17 protein-coding genes are annotated in these 18623 nt (G+C 52.3%); 11 read left to right on the top strand and 6 right to left on the bottom strand.

What is annotated here, in order from left to right:
* Nucleotides 1-37: 37 nt before the first annotated feature.
* Complete coding sequence (locus GC101_RS19485) at nt 38-1357, top strand: amidase (RefSeq protein ID WP_171718577.1); 1320 nt, start codon at nt 38-40, stop codon at nt 1355-1357.
* 36 nt (nt 1358-1393) lie between these two features.
* Here the strand turns inward: GC101_RS19485 and GC101_RS19480 are convergent, their stop codons facing one another.
* The gene (locus GC101_RS19480) at nt 1394-2326 is read right to left on the bottom strand and encodes a GNAT family N-acetyltransferase (protein ID WP_171718576.1); all 933 of its coding nucleotides are present in this window, start codon (nt 2324-2326) and stop codon (nt 1394-1396) included.
* 107 nt (nt 2327-2433) lie between these two features.
* On the opposite strand from GC101_RS19480, the gene GC101_RS19475 reads away from it, so the two are divergent.
* Nucleotides 2434-2886, top strand: a complete 453-nt coding sequence (locus GC101_RS19475; protein ID WP_171718575.1) for a GNAT family N-acetyltransferase — start codon at nt 2434-2436, stop codon at nt 2884-2886.
* A gap of 389 nt (nt 2887-3275) precedes the next feature.
* On the opposite strand, the gene GC101_RS19470 is transcribed toward GC101_RS19475, so the two are convergent.
* A complete protein-coding gene (locus GC101_RS19470; protein WP_171718574.1) occupies nt 3276-4550 on the bottom strand; it encodes a S8 family peptidase in 1275 nt (424 codons plus the stop codon).
* Nucleotides 4551-4745: 195 nt separating this feature from the next.
* Here GC101_RS19470 and GC101_RS19465 point away from each other — a divergent pair, with 195 nt between their 5' ends.
* The 3 genes from GC101_RS19465 (at nt 4746) to GC101_RS19455 (ending at nt 6953) form a co-directional block, all read left to right on the top strand.
* The gene (locus GC101_RS19465) at nt 4746-5081 is read left to right on the top strand and encodes a hypothetical protein (protein WP_171718573.1); all 336 of its coding nucleotides are present in this window, start codon (nt 4746-4748) and stop codon (nt 5079-5081) included.
* Nucleotides 5082-5217: 136 nt separating this feature from the next.
* Nucleotides 5218-5949 (top strand): alpha/beta fold hydrolase, encoded by a 732-nt coding sequence (locus GC101_RS19460; RefSeq protein ID WP_171718572.1) that lies wholly within the window; start codon nt 5218-5220, stop codon nt 5947-5949.
* Between the two features lie 14 nt (nt 5950-5963).
* On the top strand, nt 5964-6953 hold the full coding sequence (locus GC101_RS19455) for a hypothetical protein (RefSeq protein ID WP_171718571.1): 990 nt from the start codon (nt 5964-5966) through the stop codon (nt 6951-6953).
* Here GC101_RS19455 and GC101_RS19450 read toward each other — a convergent pair.
* Nucleotides 6928-7995 (bottom strand): GerAB/ArcD/ProY family transporter, encoded by a 1068-nt coding sequence (locus GC101_RS19450; protein WP_246354419.1) that lies wholly within the window; start codon nt 7993-7995, stop codon nt 6928-6930. The genes GC101_RS19455 and GC101_RS19450 overlap by 26 nt on opposite strands.
* A 126-nt stretch (nt 7996-8121) precedes the next feature.
* Here GC101_RS19450 and GC101_RS19445 point away from each other — a divergent pair, with 126 nt between their 5' ends.
* From GC101_RS19445 to GC101_RS19435, 3 genes are all read left to right on the top strand, one after another.
* Nucleotides 8122-9522: a spore germination protein gene (locus tag GC101_RS19445; RefSeq protein ID WP_171718569.1), complete on the top strand. Its 1401-nt coding sequence runs from the start codon at nt 8122-8124 to the stop codon at nt 9520-9522.
* The gene (locus GC101_RS19440) at nt 9519-10652 is read left to right on the top strand and encodes a Ger(x)C family spore germination protein (protein WP_171718568.1); all 1134 of its coding nucleotides are present in this window, start codon (nt 9519-9521) and stop codon (nt 10650-10652) included. Before GC101_RS19445 ends, GC101_RS19440 begins: the two co-directional genes overlap by 4 nt.
* A 325-nt stretch (nt 10653-10977) precedes the next feature.
* Nucleotides 10978-12381, top strand: coding sequence for an NAD(P)-binding domain-containing protein (locus GC101_RS19435; RefSeq protein ID WP_171718681.1), 1404 nt, complete (start codon nt 10978-10980; stop codon nt 12379-12381).
* A gap of 113 nt (nt 12382-12494) precedes the next feature.
* Here GC101_RS19435 and GC101_RS19430 read toward each other — a convergent pair whose 3' ends face one another.
* Nucleotides 12495-13583 carry a low temperature requirement protein A gene (locus GC101_RS19430; RefSeq protein ID WP_171718567.1) on the bottom strand — a complete coding sequence of 363 codons (1089 nt, stop codon included), beginning with the start codon at nt 13581-13583 and terminating at the stop codon, nt 12495-12497.
* Between the two features lie 187 nt (nt 13584-13770).
* Between GC101_RS19430 and GC101_RS19425 the strand changes: the two genes are divergently transcribed.
* Nucleotides 13771-15606 carry a UbiD family decarboxylase gene (locus GC101_RS19425; protein WP_171718566.1) on the top strand — a complete coding sequence of 612 codons (1836 nt, stop codon included), beginning with the start codon at nt 13771-13773 and terminating at the stop codon, nt 15604-15606.
* A gap of 8 nt (nt 15607-15614) precedes the next feature.
* Here GC101_RS19425 and GC101_RS19420 read toward each other — a convergent pair whose 3' ends face one another.
* Together GC101_RS19420 and GC101_RS19415 are read right to left on the bottom strand one after the other, a co-directional pair.
* Nucleotides 15615-15998 carry a hypothetical protein gene (locus GC101_RS19420; RefSeq protein ID WP_171718565.1) on the bottom strand — a complete coding sequence of 128 codons (384 nt, stop codon included), beginning with the start codon at nt 15996-15998 and terminating at the stop codon, nt 15615-15617.
* Nucleotides 15999-16187: 189 nt separating this feature from the next.
* Nucleotides 16188-17360 carry a copper amine oxidase N-terminal domain-containing protein gene (locus GC101_RS19415; protein ID WP_246354402.1) on the bottom strand — a complete coding sequence of 391 codons (1173 nt, stop codon included), beginning with the start codon at nt 17358-17360 and terminating at the stop codon, nt 16188-16190.
* 219 nt (nt 17361-17579) lie between these two features.
* On the opposite strand from GC101_RS19415, the gene GC101_RS19410 reads away from it, so the two are divergent.
* A complete protein-coding gene (locus GC101_RS19410; RefSeq protein ID WP_042135519.1) occupies nt 17580-17999 on the top strand; it encodes a VOC family protein in 420 nt (139 codons plus the stop codon).
* Nucleotides 18000-18039: 40 nt separating this feature from the next.
* The gene (locus GC101_RS19405) at nt 18040-18615 is read left to right on the top strand and encodes a GNAT family N-acetyltransferase (protein ID WP_171718564.1); all 576 of its coding nucleotides are present in this window, start codon (nt 18040-18042) and stop codon (nt 18613-18615) included.
* Nucleotides 18616-18623: the final 8 nt, after the last annotated feature.

Raw genomic sequence — 18623 nt, 5'->3', positions numbered from 1 at the left:
GACGGTGTTATACATAATCTTCCATGGAGCTGATATCATGCTGCTTAACAGATCATCACTGATAGAGATGATGAATGGTACGGGTGAACCAGAAGTCCGGCTTGAGAGATCACTTGATTTGTACATGGAGCGTTTCGGACAGCTTGAGCCGCAGATCCGCGCTTTTGTTCCTGAAGCGGACGCTGAACTAAGGCTTGGCCGGGAAAAAGCGCTGCTGCTGCATACTTACAGCGAAGCGGACAGCAAACCGGCTTTATTCGGCGTTCCTGTGGCGGTTAAGGACTTGCTGCATGTGGAGGGACTACCTACCCGGGCCGGTTCGCAGCTACCCGCTGATCTGTTGACCGGACCAGAGGGCTCTTTGGTCCTAAGACTCCGCTTCCTCGGCGCGCTGATTGCCGGGAAGACAGTTACCGAGGAATTTGCCTATAACGGGCCTATTGCAACGCGTAATCCGCATAACACCGCGCATACTCCCGGCGGGTCAAGTGCAGGCTCAGCCGCTGCGGTTGCTGCGGGAATCTGCCCGCTGGCGGTCGGTACCCAGACGCTGCGTTCGGTGATCGCGCCTGCATCCTTCTGCGGCGTGGTCGGATTCAAGCCGAGCTATGGCCGGGTTCCGCTGGACGGGGTGCTGCTGCTCTCGCCTTCTTTTGACACCATCGGGTTCTTCACTCAAGATTTGCCTGGAATGGAGGCCGCAGCAGCTCTGCTTGTACCGGATTGGGAGGCCATTCCCGCTATATCTGCCCGCAAGCCGGTCCTCGGCGTTCCCGCCGGGGTGTACATGGAGTTAATGAGTCCGGAAGTAAAAGCTGTCTTCATCGCTCAGATAGGGATACTCGAACAGCTGGGCTACCAAGTCCGCCACGTGGATATGCCCTGGAAGGATGAATTCATCTACGGGGATGCCATGATTCGGTTTATCGAGGGAGAGCTGGCGCGGGAGCATGAGCATTGGTTCGCGGAGCATAGGGAGGAATACGGACTTCCAGTTCAGGAAGCTATCCTTAGAGGCAGGCAGATTACGGATGAGGAGCTGGAGCAGTACCGGGGACAGCAGATGATTCTGCGGCGTGATCTGAAGGAACTTATGGTTCAAGAGGGGATTGACCTGTGGGTCTCGCCGGCCCAAGGAGGCACGGCGCCCAAGGTAGAGGAGAATAATACAGGCTGGGCAGGAATGGCGGCAATCTGGGGATTCGCCGGATCGCCGTCAATCAGTCTGCCGGCTGCAACGATCGGGAGTATGCCGCTCGGCTTCCAGTGCATCGGCACCTATGGAGAGGACGAGACACTGCTGGCTTGGGCGCGGGAGCTCTGGCCGCACATTGCTTACAATAGTGCAGAAGCTTAGTTCCCGCCAATGTGGAGGTTTTCGGATTCAAGCTGACTAGCTTTGATTCAATTTCTCCACTTGAGCATAAGCTTCCAGCAATTTCTCCACAGGGATATCATTAATCCGCAGGCTGGAGATTTCACATTGCGAGATATTTACGCCGGACAGATCACAGCCGCTGAACTGACTTCCTGACAGATCGCAGCGCTCGAACTGAGCGGGCTTACCAGAGGCTCCCAGACTCGTATCATGAAAATGCACACCATCCAATGCAGCCAGAGCAATTTCGCTGCCGCTTAATCTGGAGTCGGCAATCAGTATGCCGGTCAGATTAAGATTCGTGAATTTCGCACCGCTCAGGTTGCAGTCCGTAAACAGGCTGCCGTGCAGATTGCTGTTATTGAAGCTGGCCGTCGCAAGATTCATGTTGTAGAAATCAGCCTTATCCATTGCACAGTTCTCAAATTCCGCTCCGGAGAGCCGCTGATCTTCAAACCGGATTCCCTGCTCCTCTGGAGCTGCCAGGGATCCGGTTATTTTTTCATAGCCGTATTCATCCGGGGATTCGTAGATTCGCATATACCCGGATTTTTCATAGAAATAGTGGTTGCTTAGCTGTTTGCTTGAGGTTTCCAGCTTCCATGTACGCATTGCAGGATACTGCTCTTCAAGGAAGGAGAGAATCTTCGAACCGTAACCCCGGCCTTGATAGGACGGATCGATGTAAATTTTGTCTACCCGGGCATGTCTGCCTACTATATGTACGTTTGCACCACCAATGATCTGCGAGCTGTCTTCAATTACATAATAATCAGTTTCTCTTATGGCATATCTGTGTTGCTCAATTGAATCATAACCCGGCGGGCGGAGATTGTTGTCCTGCAGCGCTTCCCCCGGCAGCCAGCGCTGCATTTCCCGGTCAAATGTTCTTTTCATAACCGCAGCCAGTTGTTCGGCATCTTCCGGCACAGCTCTGCGAATTTTCATAGCGTTCACTCCAGTTGGATAATAGAATTATCTACAATTATAACGAAGCCTGAAGTGGAATGCCGGACAGAAATTGCGGATGTTAAATACATACTCAGGAGGGACCTATGGAAATAAGAAAAGCTGTTGTAGCTGATGCGGCGGTCATTTTGGAGAATAGGCTTGTTTTTATTGAGGAGGTCACGCATGCCGTATTGCCGGCAAATTTCAAGGAAGAGACTTATGCTTATATTCAGGAGAATCTCGCCAATGGGAGGCTGGTTTGTTATATCGCTACTGAGCAGGACAGAATCATCTCCATAGCAGTCATGAGCACCTATGAAGTTCTGCCCACAGTAGGCAACCCCTCCGGTAAAAAAGGATATCTCTATAATGTGCATACTGCTGCAGCGTTCAGGAGACAGGGCTTGTCCACCCGTGTACTCCATACACTAATTGAAGAGGCTGAACGCCTCGGTATAGCTGAAATATTCCTCGATTACACCGCAGACGGGAGAATGCTGTACGAGAAATTAGGGTTTAAGCATTTGGAGAAAGAAATGGTTCTGAAAATACGTTAAAGGATGAAATAATTGAGTGAAAGGATTGAACCGTCTGGAGGCTTGGACCAGAGATGACCTGTGGGTGTTGTTGTATAAGTTAAAATCCTGCACGAAATACAACATTTCCGCTAGAATATCGACCCAAATCCCAAATTGTTGTATAAAATACAGCATTTCCTCTCCGCCCAGCAGATTAACGGGGAGATTCTTGTATTTCGTACAACAATTCTCCTAAACTCTCAGGTAACTCAGCATTCGAGTTGTAATCTATACAACATTTAGCAACCTCCAGTTTGACTACGGGCCGTTCACCGTTGCTTTGGGATAAAAAATGCCCTTTAGCAAAACGGAAGCGGACTGTTCCCGTTATGCTTAAGGGCTGCTCCCGTAACGCTAAAGGGCTGTTTCTACTTGCCTGCAGGCTTAGAGGCGCAGCGCTTCAGGAAGCGCACGTCTATCTCGCCGCTGCCTGCTGTATTAGGCTTCAGGCCAAGGGAGAAGGCGTTCCGCTTCAGCAAGGACTTCACCTGGCCGGGCGTCAGGCAAGGGCGGAGCTGCAGCAGCTGCGCCGCTGCACCGGACACGATCGGCGTGGAGATGCTGGTGCCGGACAGCTTGAAATACTTCCTGCCAACCTTGTTTCCCGGCAGTTCGCGGACCAGCTGGGAACCGGGTGCGCGCAGGGAGATCACCGAATCGCCGGGAGCAACAAGATCGGGCTTCACCTTACCGCCGGGAGCCGGTCCGCGGCTGGAGTAGACGGCGATACGGTCGTCCTTTTGCGTCACCGTCCGGCGGTCATTCACCGCTCCGACGGTGATGGCGGAGGGACTAATTCCGGGCGACTCAACCGTTCTGCGCCCGGGTCCGCTGTTGCCGGCGGCGATGACTACAGTGAGTCCGGCTTTGACGGCTTTCTCAACCGCCTGGACAAGGATATCGTCCTTGGCAGAAGGGTTCACCGGTCCGCCGAAGGACATGGACAGGATGCGCAGCTTCAGTTTTTTGCGGCGGACCATGCACCATTCAATGGCTTTAATGATGGTGGAGTCATAACCGTCGCCGTTTTTGTCCAGCACCTTAATTCCGACGATCCCTGCTTCTGGTGCCGGCCCTCTGTATTTACCTTTGCTGGACCAGCCGTTCCCTGCGGCATCGCCAGTAATATGTGTGCCATGCCCGTTATCGTCATACGGACACTTCCGGTGATTGATATAATCCTTGAAGGCAATGATCCGGTTCACAGGCCGGGTCAGATCGGGATGCGGATACACACCGGTATCGAGCACAGCGATATTGATGCCTTTGCCGGTAAGCCCTCTTGAACGCTGAACGGCGGTGGCACCAATGGACGGGGTAGCGATATTTAAGGTGGTTTTTTTGATGCCATCGAGATAGACCTTATGCACCCCGCTCCAGCAGCATACCTGCTCCAGACATTTGAGCGTAACCCGGGAGGCAACTGCGCGATGCAGGGGCAATTGATGTTTAATTGGAAAAGCGTGTGTCCCCAGATGCTTCTGCAGAGCCTTCATTCTGGCTGGAGTCAGCGGATGCTTGAACTGTATAATGACCGGGATGGCAGCCGGTTTCACGGTGGATGTATAGGACTTGCGGATCTTTTGCTTCAGCGGACGGTTAAGCTTGGCGGCATGATGCTGAACCCATAACTTATCAGTCATTAATGTGATCACCTCTATGGAAGCATAGTATGCGGCCGGGTGAACAGTGGGTACGAATCTATTAATATAGGACAGTGCTACATTTCTATGAATAACAGGCAATAACGCGTGTCAGCCGGTTCTTCAGTTGCATTTACTACTGTATTCCAACAGAAAGTGGTGAAGCAATTGAAAGAATCAGAGAAGAAAGCACTCATGGCAAAACGTCTCCTCATGGCCAAAAAAGCAAAATCATCGGCGGTAGTAAGACCTAAGAGACGGCGGATCAAACAGATTTTCTCGAATTTCGTTGTACTTGCTGTGGATACAAGCAACATACCTTATGAAACGCAAGGCTGGACGGCTACATTGACTAGAACCACTGGTGCTTCATTCTCCGCATTGTTCGATGAGTTCGGTGTAGCCCAATTCAATGGTGTAAATGCACCAACTACTGTAAGTTACACGCTGAGAATACGGGACGCAGATAATAGCCTGCTCGCTCAAAGAAACGTCCCTGCCAACCGTGAGTTCTTTGTAGCCCGTTTCTAAAAGGCCGGCGCGTCCTGTTCTATACGGGGCGTGCTTTTTACTATACAGAATAATAGATATGATTCCTTGTACGTTTAAGCGAAATGTGAAATTATAGAAAAAAAGAGTTTTTTCATACATAGCAGGGGGAACAACGATGAAAAGCTATTTTGTTCATACTGGAACTGCTTTATTGTATGTGCTGGAGAGCGGGATGCCGGGTGCTGAAGCGCCGTCCCTGCTCGTGGTCAGCGGATTGTGGGAGCGGGCGGAGCGGGCGATTCCGCTGCTCAGCCATTTACCGGGTCATGTAGTGGCTTTCAGCTTCCGCGGTCGCGGCTTAAGCTCTACACCGGATTCAGGTTATGATCTGGAAGATCATTTATCCGATATTGAGGCTGTAGTTAACCATAGCTGTCTTACAAACTATATTGTACTCGGCTTCTCCCGGGGCGCTGCCTATTCTCTTGGCTGGAGCCTAAGGCATCAGGATCAGATGAGGGGCCTTATCCTGGTTGATCAACCGCCTGTTCACAGGGCCATGTCTCTTGAAACGGTGGAGTTCTGGAGCAGCCTTGTCTATCAGCAGGTGCCTCTTCTGAACTATATCCGCCGGGAGGCTTTGCAGGGAATGGGGCGGGAAGCCCGTGAAGTGGACTTCTCGGCACAACTGCCGCAGCTTGCAATTCCCGTCACGCTGTTTGCCGGCAGGAATCCTGAATCTATGATCCCATCCGATATATCAGATGAAGTAATGGAGAAGTACCGCACATTGGTGCCCTGCTGCACTGTAGTCGAATTTACACAGTCCGGGCATATGATTCCGGATGAAGAGCAGGCGAAGTATATAGCTGAGGTTGAGAGATGTATGTCAGAGACTTTTCGCTAAGAGGAGGTAAGTCTGTGTTTAACTGGATTCAGAATCATACGAGACTTGAGTATATCACGGAGCTGGAGCCTTTCGATTTCAGCAGCGTGACGGAGCAGGAGCGTATCCGCAGAATGGAGCCGCAGGAGCAGCCTGCTGAAATGACTGCACTCGCGCAATATTTCATAGCTGCCAGTGCCTGGCTAACGGAGAATATGTCTATTACCATCCCCATGCGCAATGAAGAAGCCGCGAAGCGGGTGCTGGAAGAGGTTAGCCCGCATTTCAACAAGGTTCTGCAGTACACTGCTGCGGACAGAGGAAGTGGGATGGTTCTGCAGAAGCTGAAGCCGGCGTCCAAAGCACTTTTCCTGGCTGCAAGTACTTCAGCGCTGCCGTTAATGGAAGATCTGTACCGGCATCATGATATCGGTGTATGGGATGCCGGCAAGCGGAGTATTGTGAATTATACCGTTAACCGTGCGGAGCTTGAACCCTGTGAAGGGCCGGAAATAGAGAAGCTGCAAGCCCTGCTGCATAAGCTGTATCTTGAACCGCCGGGGGAGAACTTCGGGCTGGATCCGCTGGGCTGGAGGTTTGAGGATTCCCTTAAGGATTCCCTGATGCTCCGTTTCCTGGCCGGATTCGCGCCGCATCTGACGCTTGCCGTGGATTCCGGCACCATGGAAGTCATTAGCATTCATCTGTCCCAGGAGGAATTCAGCCGTCCGGTTCTGCTGTGCTCGGGATGGCCTAAGCCGCCGCGCAGGAATGGGGATTATCTGTATCTGGATCTCGGCAGGAAGCTCGTATATGTAGTCGATTTGAGCAAGCAGGCCAAGCTTGAGACCTGGGCTGATCTGCATGAAGAGGCCCGGGTGTACCATATCCTGCCGGACGGGGATTTTGCCCGCTTCAATCACCTTACCGCTGAGCCGAAACCGGCTGGTGTGGGCTTATTCTTTGATACACATACGATTGGAAGAATGCTGGAGACAATCAACCGTGAGCTGAAGTCTTTTTGAAATAATAAATACTATAGAGGATCAGCGGAATGACCAGGAAGTTGGCGAGCTGAATATAGAGCAGATAGTCGAGCAGCTTGAACATATCGAACAAATCCCGCGAGAACAGGTACGAGAAAAGTATCGTCAGCGCGCAGACATAATGCTCCTTGAACCGGATCTTCAGGCCCGACAGCCGGATCAGCTCCATCAGTGCAAAGAAGCAGACGATATAACGGATGAACCAGCCGGCGACCACCTGCAGCATGACGAATAGCTCACCCGCCTCCAGGAAGCCAAAAGCACTGATAATCTGGGTCTGTGTCAGCTTGGGGAACAGCAGATTGACTGCCCGGTCCGGCCCGAAGGTAGTAATGACGCCAAGTATCGAGAAAATCTGCATCTGGATAATGAACAGCAGGGCAATCGACGTATGCAGGAGCAGCTTGGATTTGTCCCGCACACTGTCCAGGTAAGGGATCATAATGGTGACACAGCTCAGTGCGCCGAGAATCTTCAGGGTGCTCAGCAGCAGTGCAGGGGTTACTCCATGCTCCAGGATCGGATAGATATACTTCATGTCTTTGTATTTATGAGTCAGGAAGGCGAGCAGCATACCGGACAGGCTGATGAAGAAGATCACCACAATTGTCGTAATCGTTACGGAAGCAATCCCTTTTTTGACCACATAGACCGTGGCTACCGCAGTCACCAGTATAAAGACCCATACGGGCGTGAACAGCTGGAAACCGGTGTGAATGACACTGGCCTCGGCGCCCGCACTCTCAAATATAGTTAATAGAAGGGTCAGCAAAAACAGCACGGAAAAAAAGCCGCCGCCCCATTTGCCGAGCGATTTCGCATAGATGTCGAGCAGGTTATAATTTTTAGTCCTCTTCTTAATCGTCAGAATAACCCACATGTAAACAAGAATACAGGCTGAAGCGGCAATCATGGCAATCCAGGTATCTCTTCCGCCTAGCCGGATGAATGACGAGGGGAAGGTCTTAAGAGTGACAATCGCCAGGCTGCAGATGATGAAAAACAGATGTTTGGAGTTCATACTTCCCACTAGTACGCCTTCTCTCAGAAAAATCTAGACTTAACCTCTAGTATGGTCCGCTGTAAGGAATATTATTCCGGGAATCCGGCATACTATCCCTACCACTTAAGAAGGGCGGGAAACCGGATGACCGTACAGGCGAGTGAGCTTTCCTCTATACTAAGCGGCTGCTTTGATTTCATTAAGCGGGATATCGTGATGAACGATGCTGTCATTACTCTCTTTTATATAGAGACCATTTGTGATTCTACCTATATCAGCCAATATATTATCGAGCCGCTGTCGCAGGCGTCAGGGGGGGTTACCAGCAGGGAAGAGGTGGGTAAGGCCATCTATGCCGCTAAATTCGGGGAGGTCCGGGATGCGGACGAGGCGCTTGAGCATCTGCTGGCAGGTGATCCGGTGCTGATTTTTGAGCAGCTCCAGTATGCTGTTTATTTTGACGCCCGCAAGCTGGAATCCCGTCCGGTCGAGAAATCGCAGTTCGAAGCGTCGCTCGTCGGCTCGAACGAGAGCTTCAATGAGCTGCTGGTCAACAATGTCAGCCTGATCCGCAAACGGATGGCTACGCAGACGCTGAAGATCGAAAGCCATAATCTGGGTAAGCAGTCGAAGACGCAGGCGGTTCTGCTCTATATAGAGGGGACGGCTCCGGAGGATCTTGTCGCGACTGTCCGCCAGAAGCTGGAGGCTATGGACAATGAATTCGTGCTGGGCGCACAGTATGTTGCGGAAGCCTTAAGTCCGGGCAAAACGCTGTTCGATACCATTGGATACACAGAGAAGCCCGATGCGATAGTCGCCAAGCTGTTTGAGGGCAGAATCTCCGTAATTGTGAATGGAACGCCGTTTGCGCTGACCGCGCCATGTTTCTTTTTTGAGAACCTGCAGTCCCCGGATGATTATGCCACCAACAGGCTGTTTGTTACGCTGCTGCGCTGTGTGAGATTCGGCTCGGTGCTGGTATCGCTGCTTCTGCCGGGATTCTATGTGGCGCTGACAACGCATCACTTCTCGCTGATTCCTTCGGCGTTTGTGTTCAAGCTTGCCGTGTCCCGTTCGGGAGTGCCTTTTCCGACAGTGGTGGAAGTGGTCCTGATGTTCCTGTTCTTCGAGCTCTCCCGGGAAGCGGGACGGCGGCTGCCGCATCAGATCGGACAAGCGCTCAGCATTGTAGGTGCCCTGATTCTGGGCGATGCCGCTGTCGGCGCCGGACTGGCTTCCCAGGCTACGGTGGTCGTGACAGGGATTTATGCCATTACCTCGTTCATTAATCCGCGCCTGACCTCGGCCATTTCTGTATGGGCAGTGTTCTCTATCATCATGTCTGCCTGTTTCGGGCTGCACGGCTTCTATCTCGGATTCATCCTGCTGGTGGCCCATCTGGGATCACTGAGATCCTGTGATTATCCGTATCTGTTCCCGCTGGGCACCGAGAAATCGTTCCGCGCCGCCAATCTGGATGTGCTGGTCCGGGGACCGCTGAGCAAAGTATCGAAACCCTTCCTGTACCGGGGCAGAAAATGATCAAGGCACTCCGCAGAATAGTACTCGTCACACTGATGCTGGCGGTGCTGCCCGTCCTGCTGGCTTCCTGCTTGGGCTACAGGGATCTTGACCACATCGCATTCGTGACCTCGATTCTGATTGATCAGGATGAGGAGGAGAATCTCGTTTTTTATTTTGAGACGCTGAACTCCATCCGCAACTCCTCCAAAGAGGCGAACCAGGAGGAGCGGATTGTATATAAAATAGCGACCCAGAATCCGGGTGATGCAATCAACCGGCTGGAGACCCACACCAGTGCCCCGGTTACCCTTGCCCACAACAAAGTAATCCTCTTCACGGAACGTTTTGCGGCGGGCGGGCTGGACCAGGCATTTGATATTTTTGACCGGTGGCAGGAATCCAGCACACGTACACTTCTGGGCGTGTATGTAGGAGAGACAGAGGATTTCATCAAGCCCAACCACGAGGAAGAGGTTATGACCGGCCTGTATCTCTATGACATGCTGGGCAACAAAGCATCCGTAACCTCCTATGGCGTCAAGCTGAACATCAAGGAGTTCATGAATCAGAAGATTATCGGCGATCATGTGAATTCCATGTCGATCATGAATGTGTCCAAGGATAAGGATACCAAGGGTCAATATTTCCTGGACGGACTGGCGCTGATTAAAGAATATAGAATGGTAGGCAGACTGAGCAGCGAGAAGTCCATCTACTTCAACTTCCTGCTCGATAACGAGGTATCGGGCAATATCAATACACAGAATCCCGAGGACCGGACGAAGACGGTGAGCCTGCTGCTGCAGAATAACCGCTACAAGTCCAGGCTCGATTATAAAGACGGCATACTAAAGATGGAGATCATCCTTAAGCTGAACACCGATGTATCCTTAATCCAGGGGAAGCTGAAGCTGAATGAGGAGAATATTGCGAAGCTGGAGGCGTCCATGGCAGCGAAGATCAGAGCCGATTGTCTGGCGCTGTTTCAGAGATGGAAGGACAAAGGGACCGATATTTTTGATATCCAGGAGAAGTTTGACCGGAAATATCCTAAGCCCGCCGGCCGGAATATCATCGGGAGTACAGAGCTCGACCTTAAGGTTACGGTAGATATCAACGGCACGACAACGCTTAGGGATGTGGAGTAGCGATATGATAATTATAGAAGCTGTTATCACGGCCATAAGAGCTGCGGTAACAGCTTCTTTAGGTATGACAGATTTCATGCCGCGAATGAGCGGCTTGTACGGTCTTCTGTAGCTTTTGTCAAGATTCAATGCGTGATATTTATAAAATATTGTTCGATTATACAAACCAATCCGCAAATTTTAGCTATAATGACAATAAACCTGCCATGAACATTTCAAAGCCGGAGCATTAAAGATATAATGTGGCCATAGGTATAGGTATGATACAGTGCGGAACTGCCCGTAATTACGCAGCCTAAAGATGCCAGCGAAAGGTCTGAGGATGATGAGCCTGGAAGCCTTGAATGAACGTGTGAAGACCGATCTTTCCTACCTTGCCTATGGCGGCACGGACTGGGTACGCCCTCTGGAGCATCCTGAAGGCCATGTCTATGATGTAGTGATTGTAGGCGGGGGGCAGAGCGGATTGGGCGCAGCCTTCGGCCTGCTGCGTGAACGGATATCCAACATTCTGATTATTGATGAGAACCGTGACGGGCTGGAAGGTCCTTGGGAAACGTACGCACGGATGGTGACTCTGCGCACGCCCAAGCATTTGACCTCCATTGATCTGGGCATTCCATCGCTCACCTTCCGCTCCTGGTGGGAAGCGCAGAAGGGAACAGCGGCCTGGGATGAATTAGGCAAAATCCCCCGCGGCGACTGGATGAATTATCTGCGCTGGTACCGGCAGATTCTGCAGCTGCCGGTGATCAATGAGGTGCAGCTTAAGCTGATCGAGCCTGGTGAGGACGGGATCTACCGGCTGCGGATTGCCGGAGCGGGTGCCCCGTCCGGTCTGCTGCTGGCGCGTAAGATCGTACTGGCCACAGGTATCCAGGGCGGTGGCGAGTGGCATGTCCCGCCGATGATTGCGGAGCATCTGCCGGAGCATCTGTATGCACATACCTCGCAGAAGATTGATTTCGCCGCTCTCCGCGGCAAGCGGGTAGCGATTCTCGGCGGCGGGGCCTCGGCCTTCGACAATGCTAACTTCGTCCTTACTGAAGGAGCGGCGGAAGCGCATGTGTTTGTCCGCCGCGAACAGCTGCCGAATGTCAATCCGATCCGCCAGATGGAGGTTTCGGGCATGATTGAACGGTTCCATGCCTTAGGGGATGCAGATAAATATGCGGTGATCTCGCATTTCTTCAATTATAATCAGCCGCCAACGAACGACACCTTTGCACGGGCGGCGGCCTGGCCCGGCTTCCGGCTGCATCTCGGTTCTCCCTGGCTTAGTGTGGCGGCTTCCGGAGAAGAAGCGGCAGTGACTACGCCTAAGGGTGAATTCAGCTACGACTTCCTGATTGTCAGCACCGGGCTGCTCAGTGATCCCGCCCTGCGGCCGGAGCTGCAGCAGGTCGAAGCTCATATTGCCCGCTGGTGCGACCGTTATGAGGCGCCGGCCGGAGCGGCGAATGCGCTGCTGGACGCGCATCCGTACCTCAGCCCGGGGTTTGCGCTGCAGAGCCGGGATGAGGCAGGCCGCAAGCTGCTGCATGGAATATTCATCTTCAATTATTCGGCCCTGGTCAGCTGCGGCTTGTCGGCTTCGGCGATCTCCGGCCTGAAGAATGCGATACCGAAGCTTGTCTGTGGTGTAGCCGACCAGTTGTTCATGGATGACCGCCAGCAGACCCTGCAGGCGTATTATGATTACGACGAGATTGAGTTTACCGGCAAGTAATACAAGAAGAGGCTGTACCGGGGGTCAGGAAGACCTTTGGTACAGCCTTTGTGCTGTGGAGCGTGTCCAGAGAATTGGCCTGGTGCTCACATGCTGCTGCCTGGCAGCCGGGTCTAGGTTGTGATCCTGGCATACACCGCGAAGAACAGCGCCAGCTCGCCCATGATCAGCACATTCGGAACATGGATTACGAGATCCAGCACGTAGAAGCAGATCAGGATAGCGGTGAGCAGTACCAGATGCTTAGCCCCCAGCCGGTGCTGCTTATGTCTGTAGACATGGAAGACCAGTGTAGTCGAAGCGAAGTAGAGCAGGACTGAGCCGAAGAGCAGATTCAGCATCAGGTCATAATGAAGCTTATTCAGGAAGAGCAGCTGGATCGATGCGGCAAGCATACATAACGACAGATAGATAAACAGATGTCCGTAGATAATGGTCTGTCCGGCTGTTTGAATATGCATATCGACCTTCTTCTCCAGGTTGTCATAATACTGCCACCACATCGCGATAATCAATACGAAGGTGAGGGCGGCGAAGCCGACAGATTGTCCGGTCCAGGTACTGGACTGCAGTACGGCAAGAATGCTGACGACAGATTCACCCAGGAGAATTAAAGCGAACAGTGAGAACCGCTCCAGCAGATGATGCGTATTGGCGGGAGTCTTCACAAGAATCCGCCGGCCGGTCAGCGGGAGGATAATGTCCAGCGCAATCCCGGCGTACAGCACGGCATACCGGAGCCAGGAATCGAAGAACAGCGAACATGCCGAAATCACCAGTCCGATCCAAAAGCGTGTTCCTAAATAACGGGCCGTGTTCCGCAGATGGCCGCTTTCTTTGGAATGTGCGTAGTGATACTGGACGGCGGTCATGATCCGGAGTCCCAGATAGCCAATCAGAAACGGCAGATAGTTGGCATCGAAATCCACAGACAGGCTGGCTGTCATGATCAGCACGAAGAATAATTGGATGATCAGAAAAATCCGGTGCGCCACCGTATCCTGTCCATAACGGTTGACGAAAAGCGTCTGGCCTACCCAGGCCCACCAAATCGGAATGAAGATCAGTACGAATTTGCCCAGTGTCTCAAGAGAGAGAACCTCGTCTTCTACATGCAGGAGCACATGGCTGGCCTTGGAGACCGCAGCGACAAACAGCAAATCATAGAAGAGCTCCAGCCAGGTTACTTTTTTGATAATCATTCTGCAAGCCTCCTTTGCCGTATGTTTACCGGAGCAGTCCGGTTATCAAGTATAATAAAGGCTCTGGATAGAAGAAGGCAAGACAGCAGGTGGATTAATCCAGGTTCATTCCGGCGGCAATTGACCTGGGCTGCGCTCTCACGGATAATATAGAGGTTCATATTCTTTACAGGATCGGGGTAGAAGCATGTCATATCGTAATATGGAAGAATGCATTATTGACTTGGAGAAGCACGGGCATTTAATTCGCATACATGAGGAAGTTGACCCGCATCTGGAGATGGCGGCGATCCATATGAAGGTCTATGAAGCAGGCGGTCCCGCGCTGCTGTTCGAGAATGTCCGGGGCTCGAAGTACCGCGCGGTATCGAATCTGTTCGGAACGATCGAGCGCAGCAAATTCATCTTCCGGGATACCTGGCAATCCTCCCAGGATGTTATCGCTTTGCGCAGCAATCCCATGAAGGCGCTCAAGCAGCCTTTCAGATATATTGGAACCGCCCTTGCAGCCAGAAAAGCACTTCCGCTGAAGAAACAGGGCAGTGCTCCTGCCGGTTTCGAGGAGATTCAAATCTCCGATCTTCCCCAGATCAAGCACTGGCAGGGAGACGGAGGGGCATTTGTTACGCTTCCGCAGGTGTATTCGGAAGATCCGGACAAGCCGGGGATCATGAACTCCAATCTCGGGATGTACCGGATTCAGCTTAGCGGCAATGAGTACGAGATGAACAAAGAGGTCGGTGTGCATTACCAGATTCACCGCGGCATCGGCATACATCAGTCCCAGGCCAATAAACGCGGCGAGCCGCTCAAGGTGAGCTGCTTCATCGGCGGGCCTCCGGCGCATACGCTGTCGGCGGTGATGCCGCTGCCGGAGGGCCTCAGCGAGATGACCTTTGCCGGGCTGCTGGCCGGACGCCATTTCCGCTACACCTATGTGGACGGATTCTGCATCAGCAGTGATGCCGATTTCGTAATTACCGGAGAGATCCATCCCGGTGAGACGAAGCCGGAAGGTCCGTTCGGGGATCATCTGGGCTACTACAGCCTGACCCATCCGTTTCCGGTGATGAGAGTGCATAAGGTCTATGCCAAGCGAGGAGCCATCTTCCCGTTCACGGTCGTCGGCCGTCCGCCGCAGGAAGACACCGCCTTCGGAGAATTGATTCATGAGCTGACGGGCGGGGCAATTCAGTCTGAGATTCCCGGCGTTAAGGAAGTTCATGCCGTAGATGCTTCTGGCGTGCATCCGCTGCTATTCGCCATCGGCAGTGAACGCTATACACCTTATCAGCAGCTTAAGCAGCCGGCGGAGCTGCTGACCATCGCCAACCGGATTCTCGGAACCGGACAGCTCAGTCTGGCGAAATATCTGTTCATCACTGCAGAAGAGGACCAGCCGGTCAGCACGCATGATATTGAAGGTTTCCTGACGTATATCATGGAGCGGATTAATCTGCACCGCGATATTCACTTCCAGACGAATACCACCATAGATACACTGGATTACTCCGGCACCGGAATCAACAGCGGCAGTAAGGTGGTATTCGCTGCGGTAGGCGAGCAGAAGCGGAGCCTATGCACGGAGGTGCCTGAGATTCTGCAGGCACAGCAGAGCTGGGGACCGGCGGCAATGATTATGCCGGGTATTGTGGCGCTGCAGGGCAAGCCGTTCGCGGATTATCAGTCAGCCGCGCAGGAAATCGCCAGCTTGTGTGCTGCCATTGCAGAGCAGGGGCCGCCCGATTCCTGCCCGATGATCATTCTGTGCGACGACAGCGGGTTCATGTCAGAGCATCTGAACAATTTCCTGTGGGCGACCTTTACACGGAGCAATCCCTCCCATGATATCCACGGGGTGAACAGCAGGGTAGAGCATAAACATTGGGCCTGCGATAATATCATTATCGATGCCCGGGTGAAGCCGCATCAGGCGCCGCCGTTAATCCCCGACCCTGAGGTGCAGAAGAATATACAGCGGGTATTTGCTCCCGGAGCCAGCCTGGGCGGTATGCGGGGATAGAATGGAGCTTACTCCCTGACGGGCACCTCGACTTTAATGTATTCACCTTCACTGTTTAAGACGGCGATTGCTTCTGCTGTAGGGATATCATTGATGGCGTATAGCTTGCTGCCTTCAGAGAAGGTAGTGGAGAAGTTGTTGGGAGTATCTGCGATAGGCTCCAGGGACTGCAATGTGATTTCGCCGATTTGTTCCCCTACATCAGTAACCATTGTTGTCGTAATTTGATAAATCCGGTCATTCCATTTGACACATGGAAAGGCAATGGACCCCGCAGTGCGGACCTCTACATGTTGACTAGAGGGACCCGGCTGCGGGGTTTGTACTTCTTGGCCGGCAGAAGAGCAGGCTGTGAGGAAAATTACGCTTGCGGCAATAATGAACTTCTTCATTCGTCTGGTTTGCTCCTTTCAGTAAGCTTTTAGATGGAAAAACGTCACTTAATTCTGCCCATATCTCCGATATCCCGTAAGATGGGTTAAATTAAGTGTTGTTTATCCAACTGCAACTCCAATGAGGAAGATTTCCCCGGAATTAGTTGACGTTTATCCACTTGTTAGCTTGTCTTGAATTTGTTCTATTCACTCTCCGCTGTCAGGCAGTGTATAGGTGTGCACAGTTTCTTTGCTGCCGTCCAGATAGTTAACCGTGAAGGTGAACATATTGCCCTCACGCTTGGTGAACTTAATATGGTCCCCGGGGAACATATAATCTATTTGCTCCACATCAAGCTGGCGTTCAGCACTAAGCAGCTCCTTGTACAGCGGGATTTGCTCGCCGGTAGTACGATTGACGAGTGTCAGGAGGGCTGTATCCAGAGGGCGGACCAGCAGGACATCCTTGTAGACAGCTTCGGCATTATAGTAGACATCTTTTGTGACGGTTGCACCCATCAGGTGCGGTAAATCAATCGTTTCACTGACCGCTCCCGTTCCATCCTCAATCAGCCGCAAAGTCTGCCCGTCATTCAATACCAGCTTCCCCTCAGACCATTCGGCGGCTGTGCCGAAGGAGGTGTAGGTATCTATATGCCCCTGACGGATGACACTCCCATTTTTCAAAAGATAGGTGTAGTACCCGGCATGCAGATGCGGTTCGCCATAAACATTGCTTACACGCAGCAAAGTCAGGCCTGCCGGTGTATGCTCGAAGGTGAAGTCAATAACATCCAGACCTCTGCCCAGCGTAGCAAGCTTGTGCTTCGTGTTCTGCTTGGTGGTGAGGTACAACTCACCGCTGTCAAGGGATAGGGAATACACTCCGCCCTCGAAGGTTTCCGAATAGCTGCGGTACATATGCAGATGATTGATCAGCAGAGTCTTCTTTGCAGGGTCCCACCGGACAGGTCCCCCTTCAAGTGCCGCTGCAATAAATTTAACAGGTACATACAGCTCTTGATTTGACATATACGGAGTGCCGCCTAGCGGAACCTTCTGCCCGTCGAGCACACCGGTGGAGCTGCCCAGCTGCACACTGAAGCTTTTATTCCAGCCGCTGAATGTTGCAGTTTTAGACACATTGTTCCACAGGATCTCAATTCCGGTAGCTTTCACCAGATTGGCGGGCATGTAGGAGATTCCATTCTTGATCTGTGCGTTCCCCGCTGAACTCCCCGATATACCGCTCTGACTGCTATAGGTAAAGTAGATCTTTACCTCAGACACAGACTTGGCGGAAGCCGGGACTGCCGGTGTGCCCGTTGCCATTGCAAGCGCAAGTGCGGGGAGGAGTAATATTTGCCGGGTAATCTTCATCGTTCCCATCCTTTCTATGAAAGCGTGGTTGCCATGGCTCTGGCATTAATCTTCTGTTCCATATAGACGAATATATAGACGAATATAACCTTGGAAGGTTTCGGGTGTTTGTAAAAATATGGACGAAGTGATGTTGAGTATGCCTAGTCTCCTGTGGATATGCTACTATGTTGTTTAGAGTGGCAGAATAGCGCTTTCATCCGAAAAGGAGCGAATCATATGACCAAAGAGCTTTGGCTTAATCTCCCTGTAAAGGATCTTAACCGTTCGCGGGAATTCTTCGGCAAGCTGGGATTTGCGTTTCATCCGCGGCATGAAGGCAGTGATGAGATGGCGGGACTAGTCATCGGGGATCAGAAAGTACTGGTAATGCTGGTTCCGGAAGCAACGTTCCGCAGATACACCGGGCAGGAGATTGCTGACACCTCGCAAGGGACAGAAGTTCTCTTCTCGATCGATGCTGCCAGCCGGGAGGAAGTAGACGAACTTGTCCGTAAGGCGGAGGAGGCGGGCGGACATGTTTTTGGCAGGCCGAAGGCGGCGGGCGGAGGCTGGATGTACGGCGCAGGCTTCGCTGATCCCGACGGACACCGCTGGAATGTGCTCTATATGGATATGGATCAGATACCCGAAAGTTGAAATTAGGGAAAGTATACACTGCATGCAGGGGGAAACAAAGATGGATGTATTAGAAACGCAGCGGTTAATCTTACGGAGCTTCAGAGCAGAAGACGGGGACGATCTGCATGCCTATCTCTCGCAGGAAGAGGTTGTGAGATTCGAGCCTTACGGTGTATATGACCAGGCTGCAAGTAAGGCCGAGGCAGAGCGGCGGGCAACCGATCACGCCTTCTGGGCCGTATGTCTGAAGGACAGCGGCAGACTGATCGGGAACTTGTATTTCCAGCAGCAGAACCCGCCGCAGTTTCAGACCTGGGAGCTGGGTTATGTGTTCAACAGTAACTATCAAGGAAAAGGCTATGCGGCAGAGGCTTGCCGTGAGCTGCTGGCGTATGGCTTCGGCATGCTTGGAATCAGACGTGTAACCGCACATTGTGATCCGGATAATCATCCGTCATGGCGGCTGCTCGAGCGGCTGAAGCTGCGCCGGGAGGGGCATTTTCTGCAGACAGGTTATTTCAAGCCTGATGAACAGGGCAACCCGGGATGGCATGATACCTATGCCTATGGTTTGCTTGGGAGCGAGTGGATGAGTATGAACCAAAGGGATGATGTTAGCAGCAGATCGCTGTGAGGCTGGCA

It is taken from the genome of Paenibacillus phytohabitans (assembly GCF_013141775.1).
Classification (GTDB): domain Bacteria; phylum Bacillota; class Bacilli; order Paenibacillales; family Paenibacillaceae; genus Paenibacillus_AQ; species Paenibacillus_AQ phytohabitans.
This window is presented reverse-complemented; position numbering and strand designations above follow the sequence as displayed.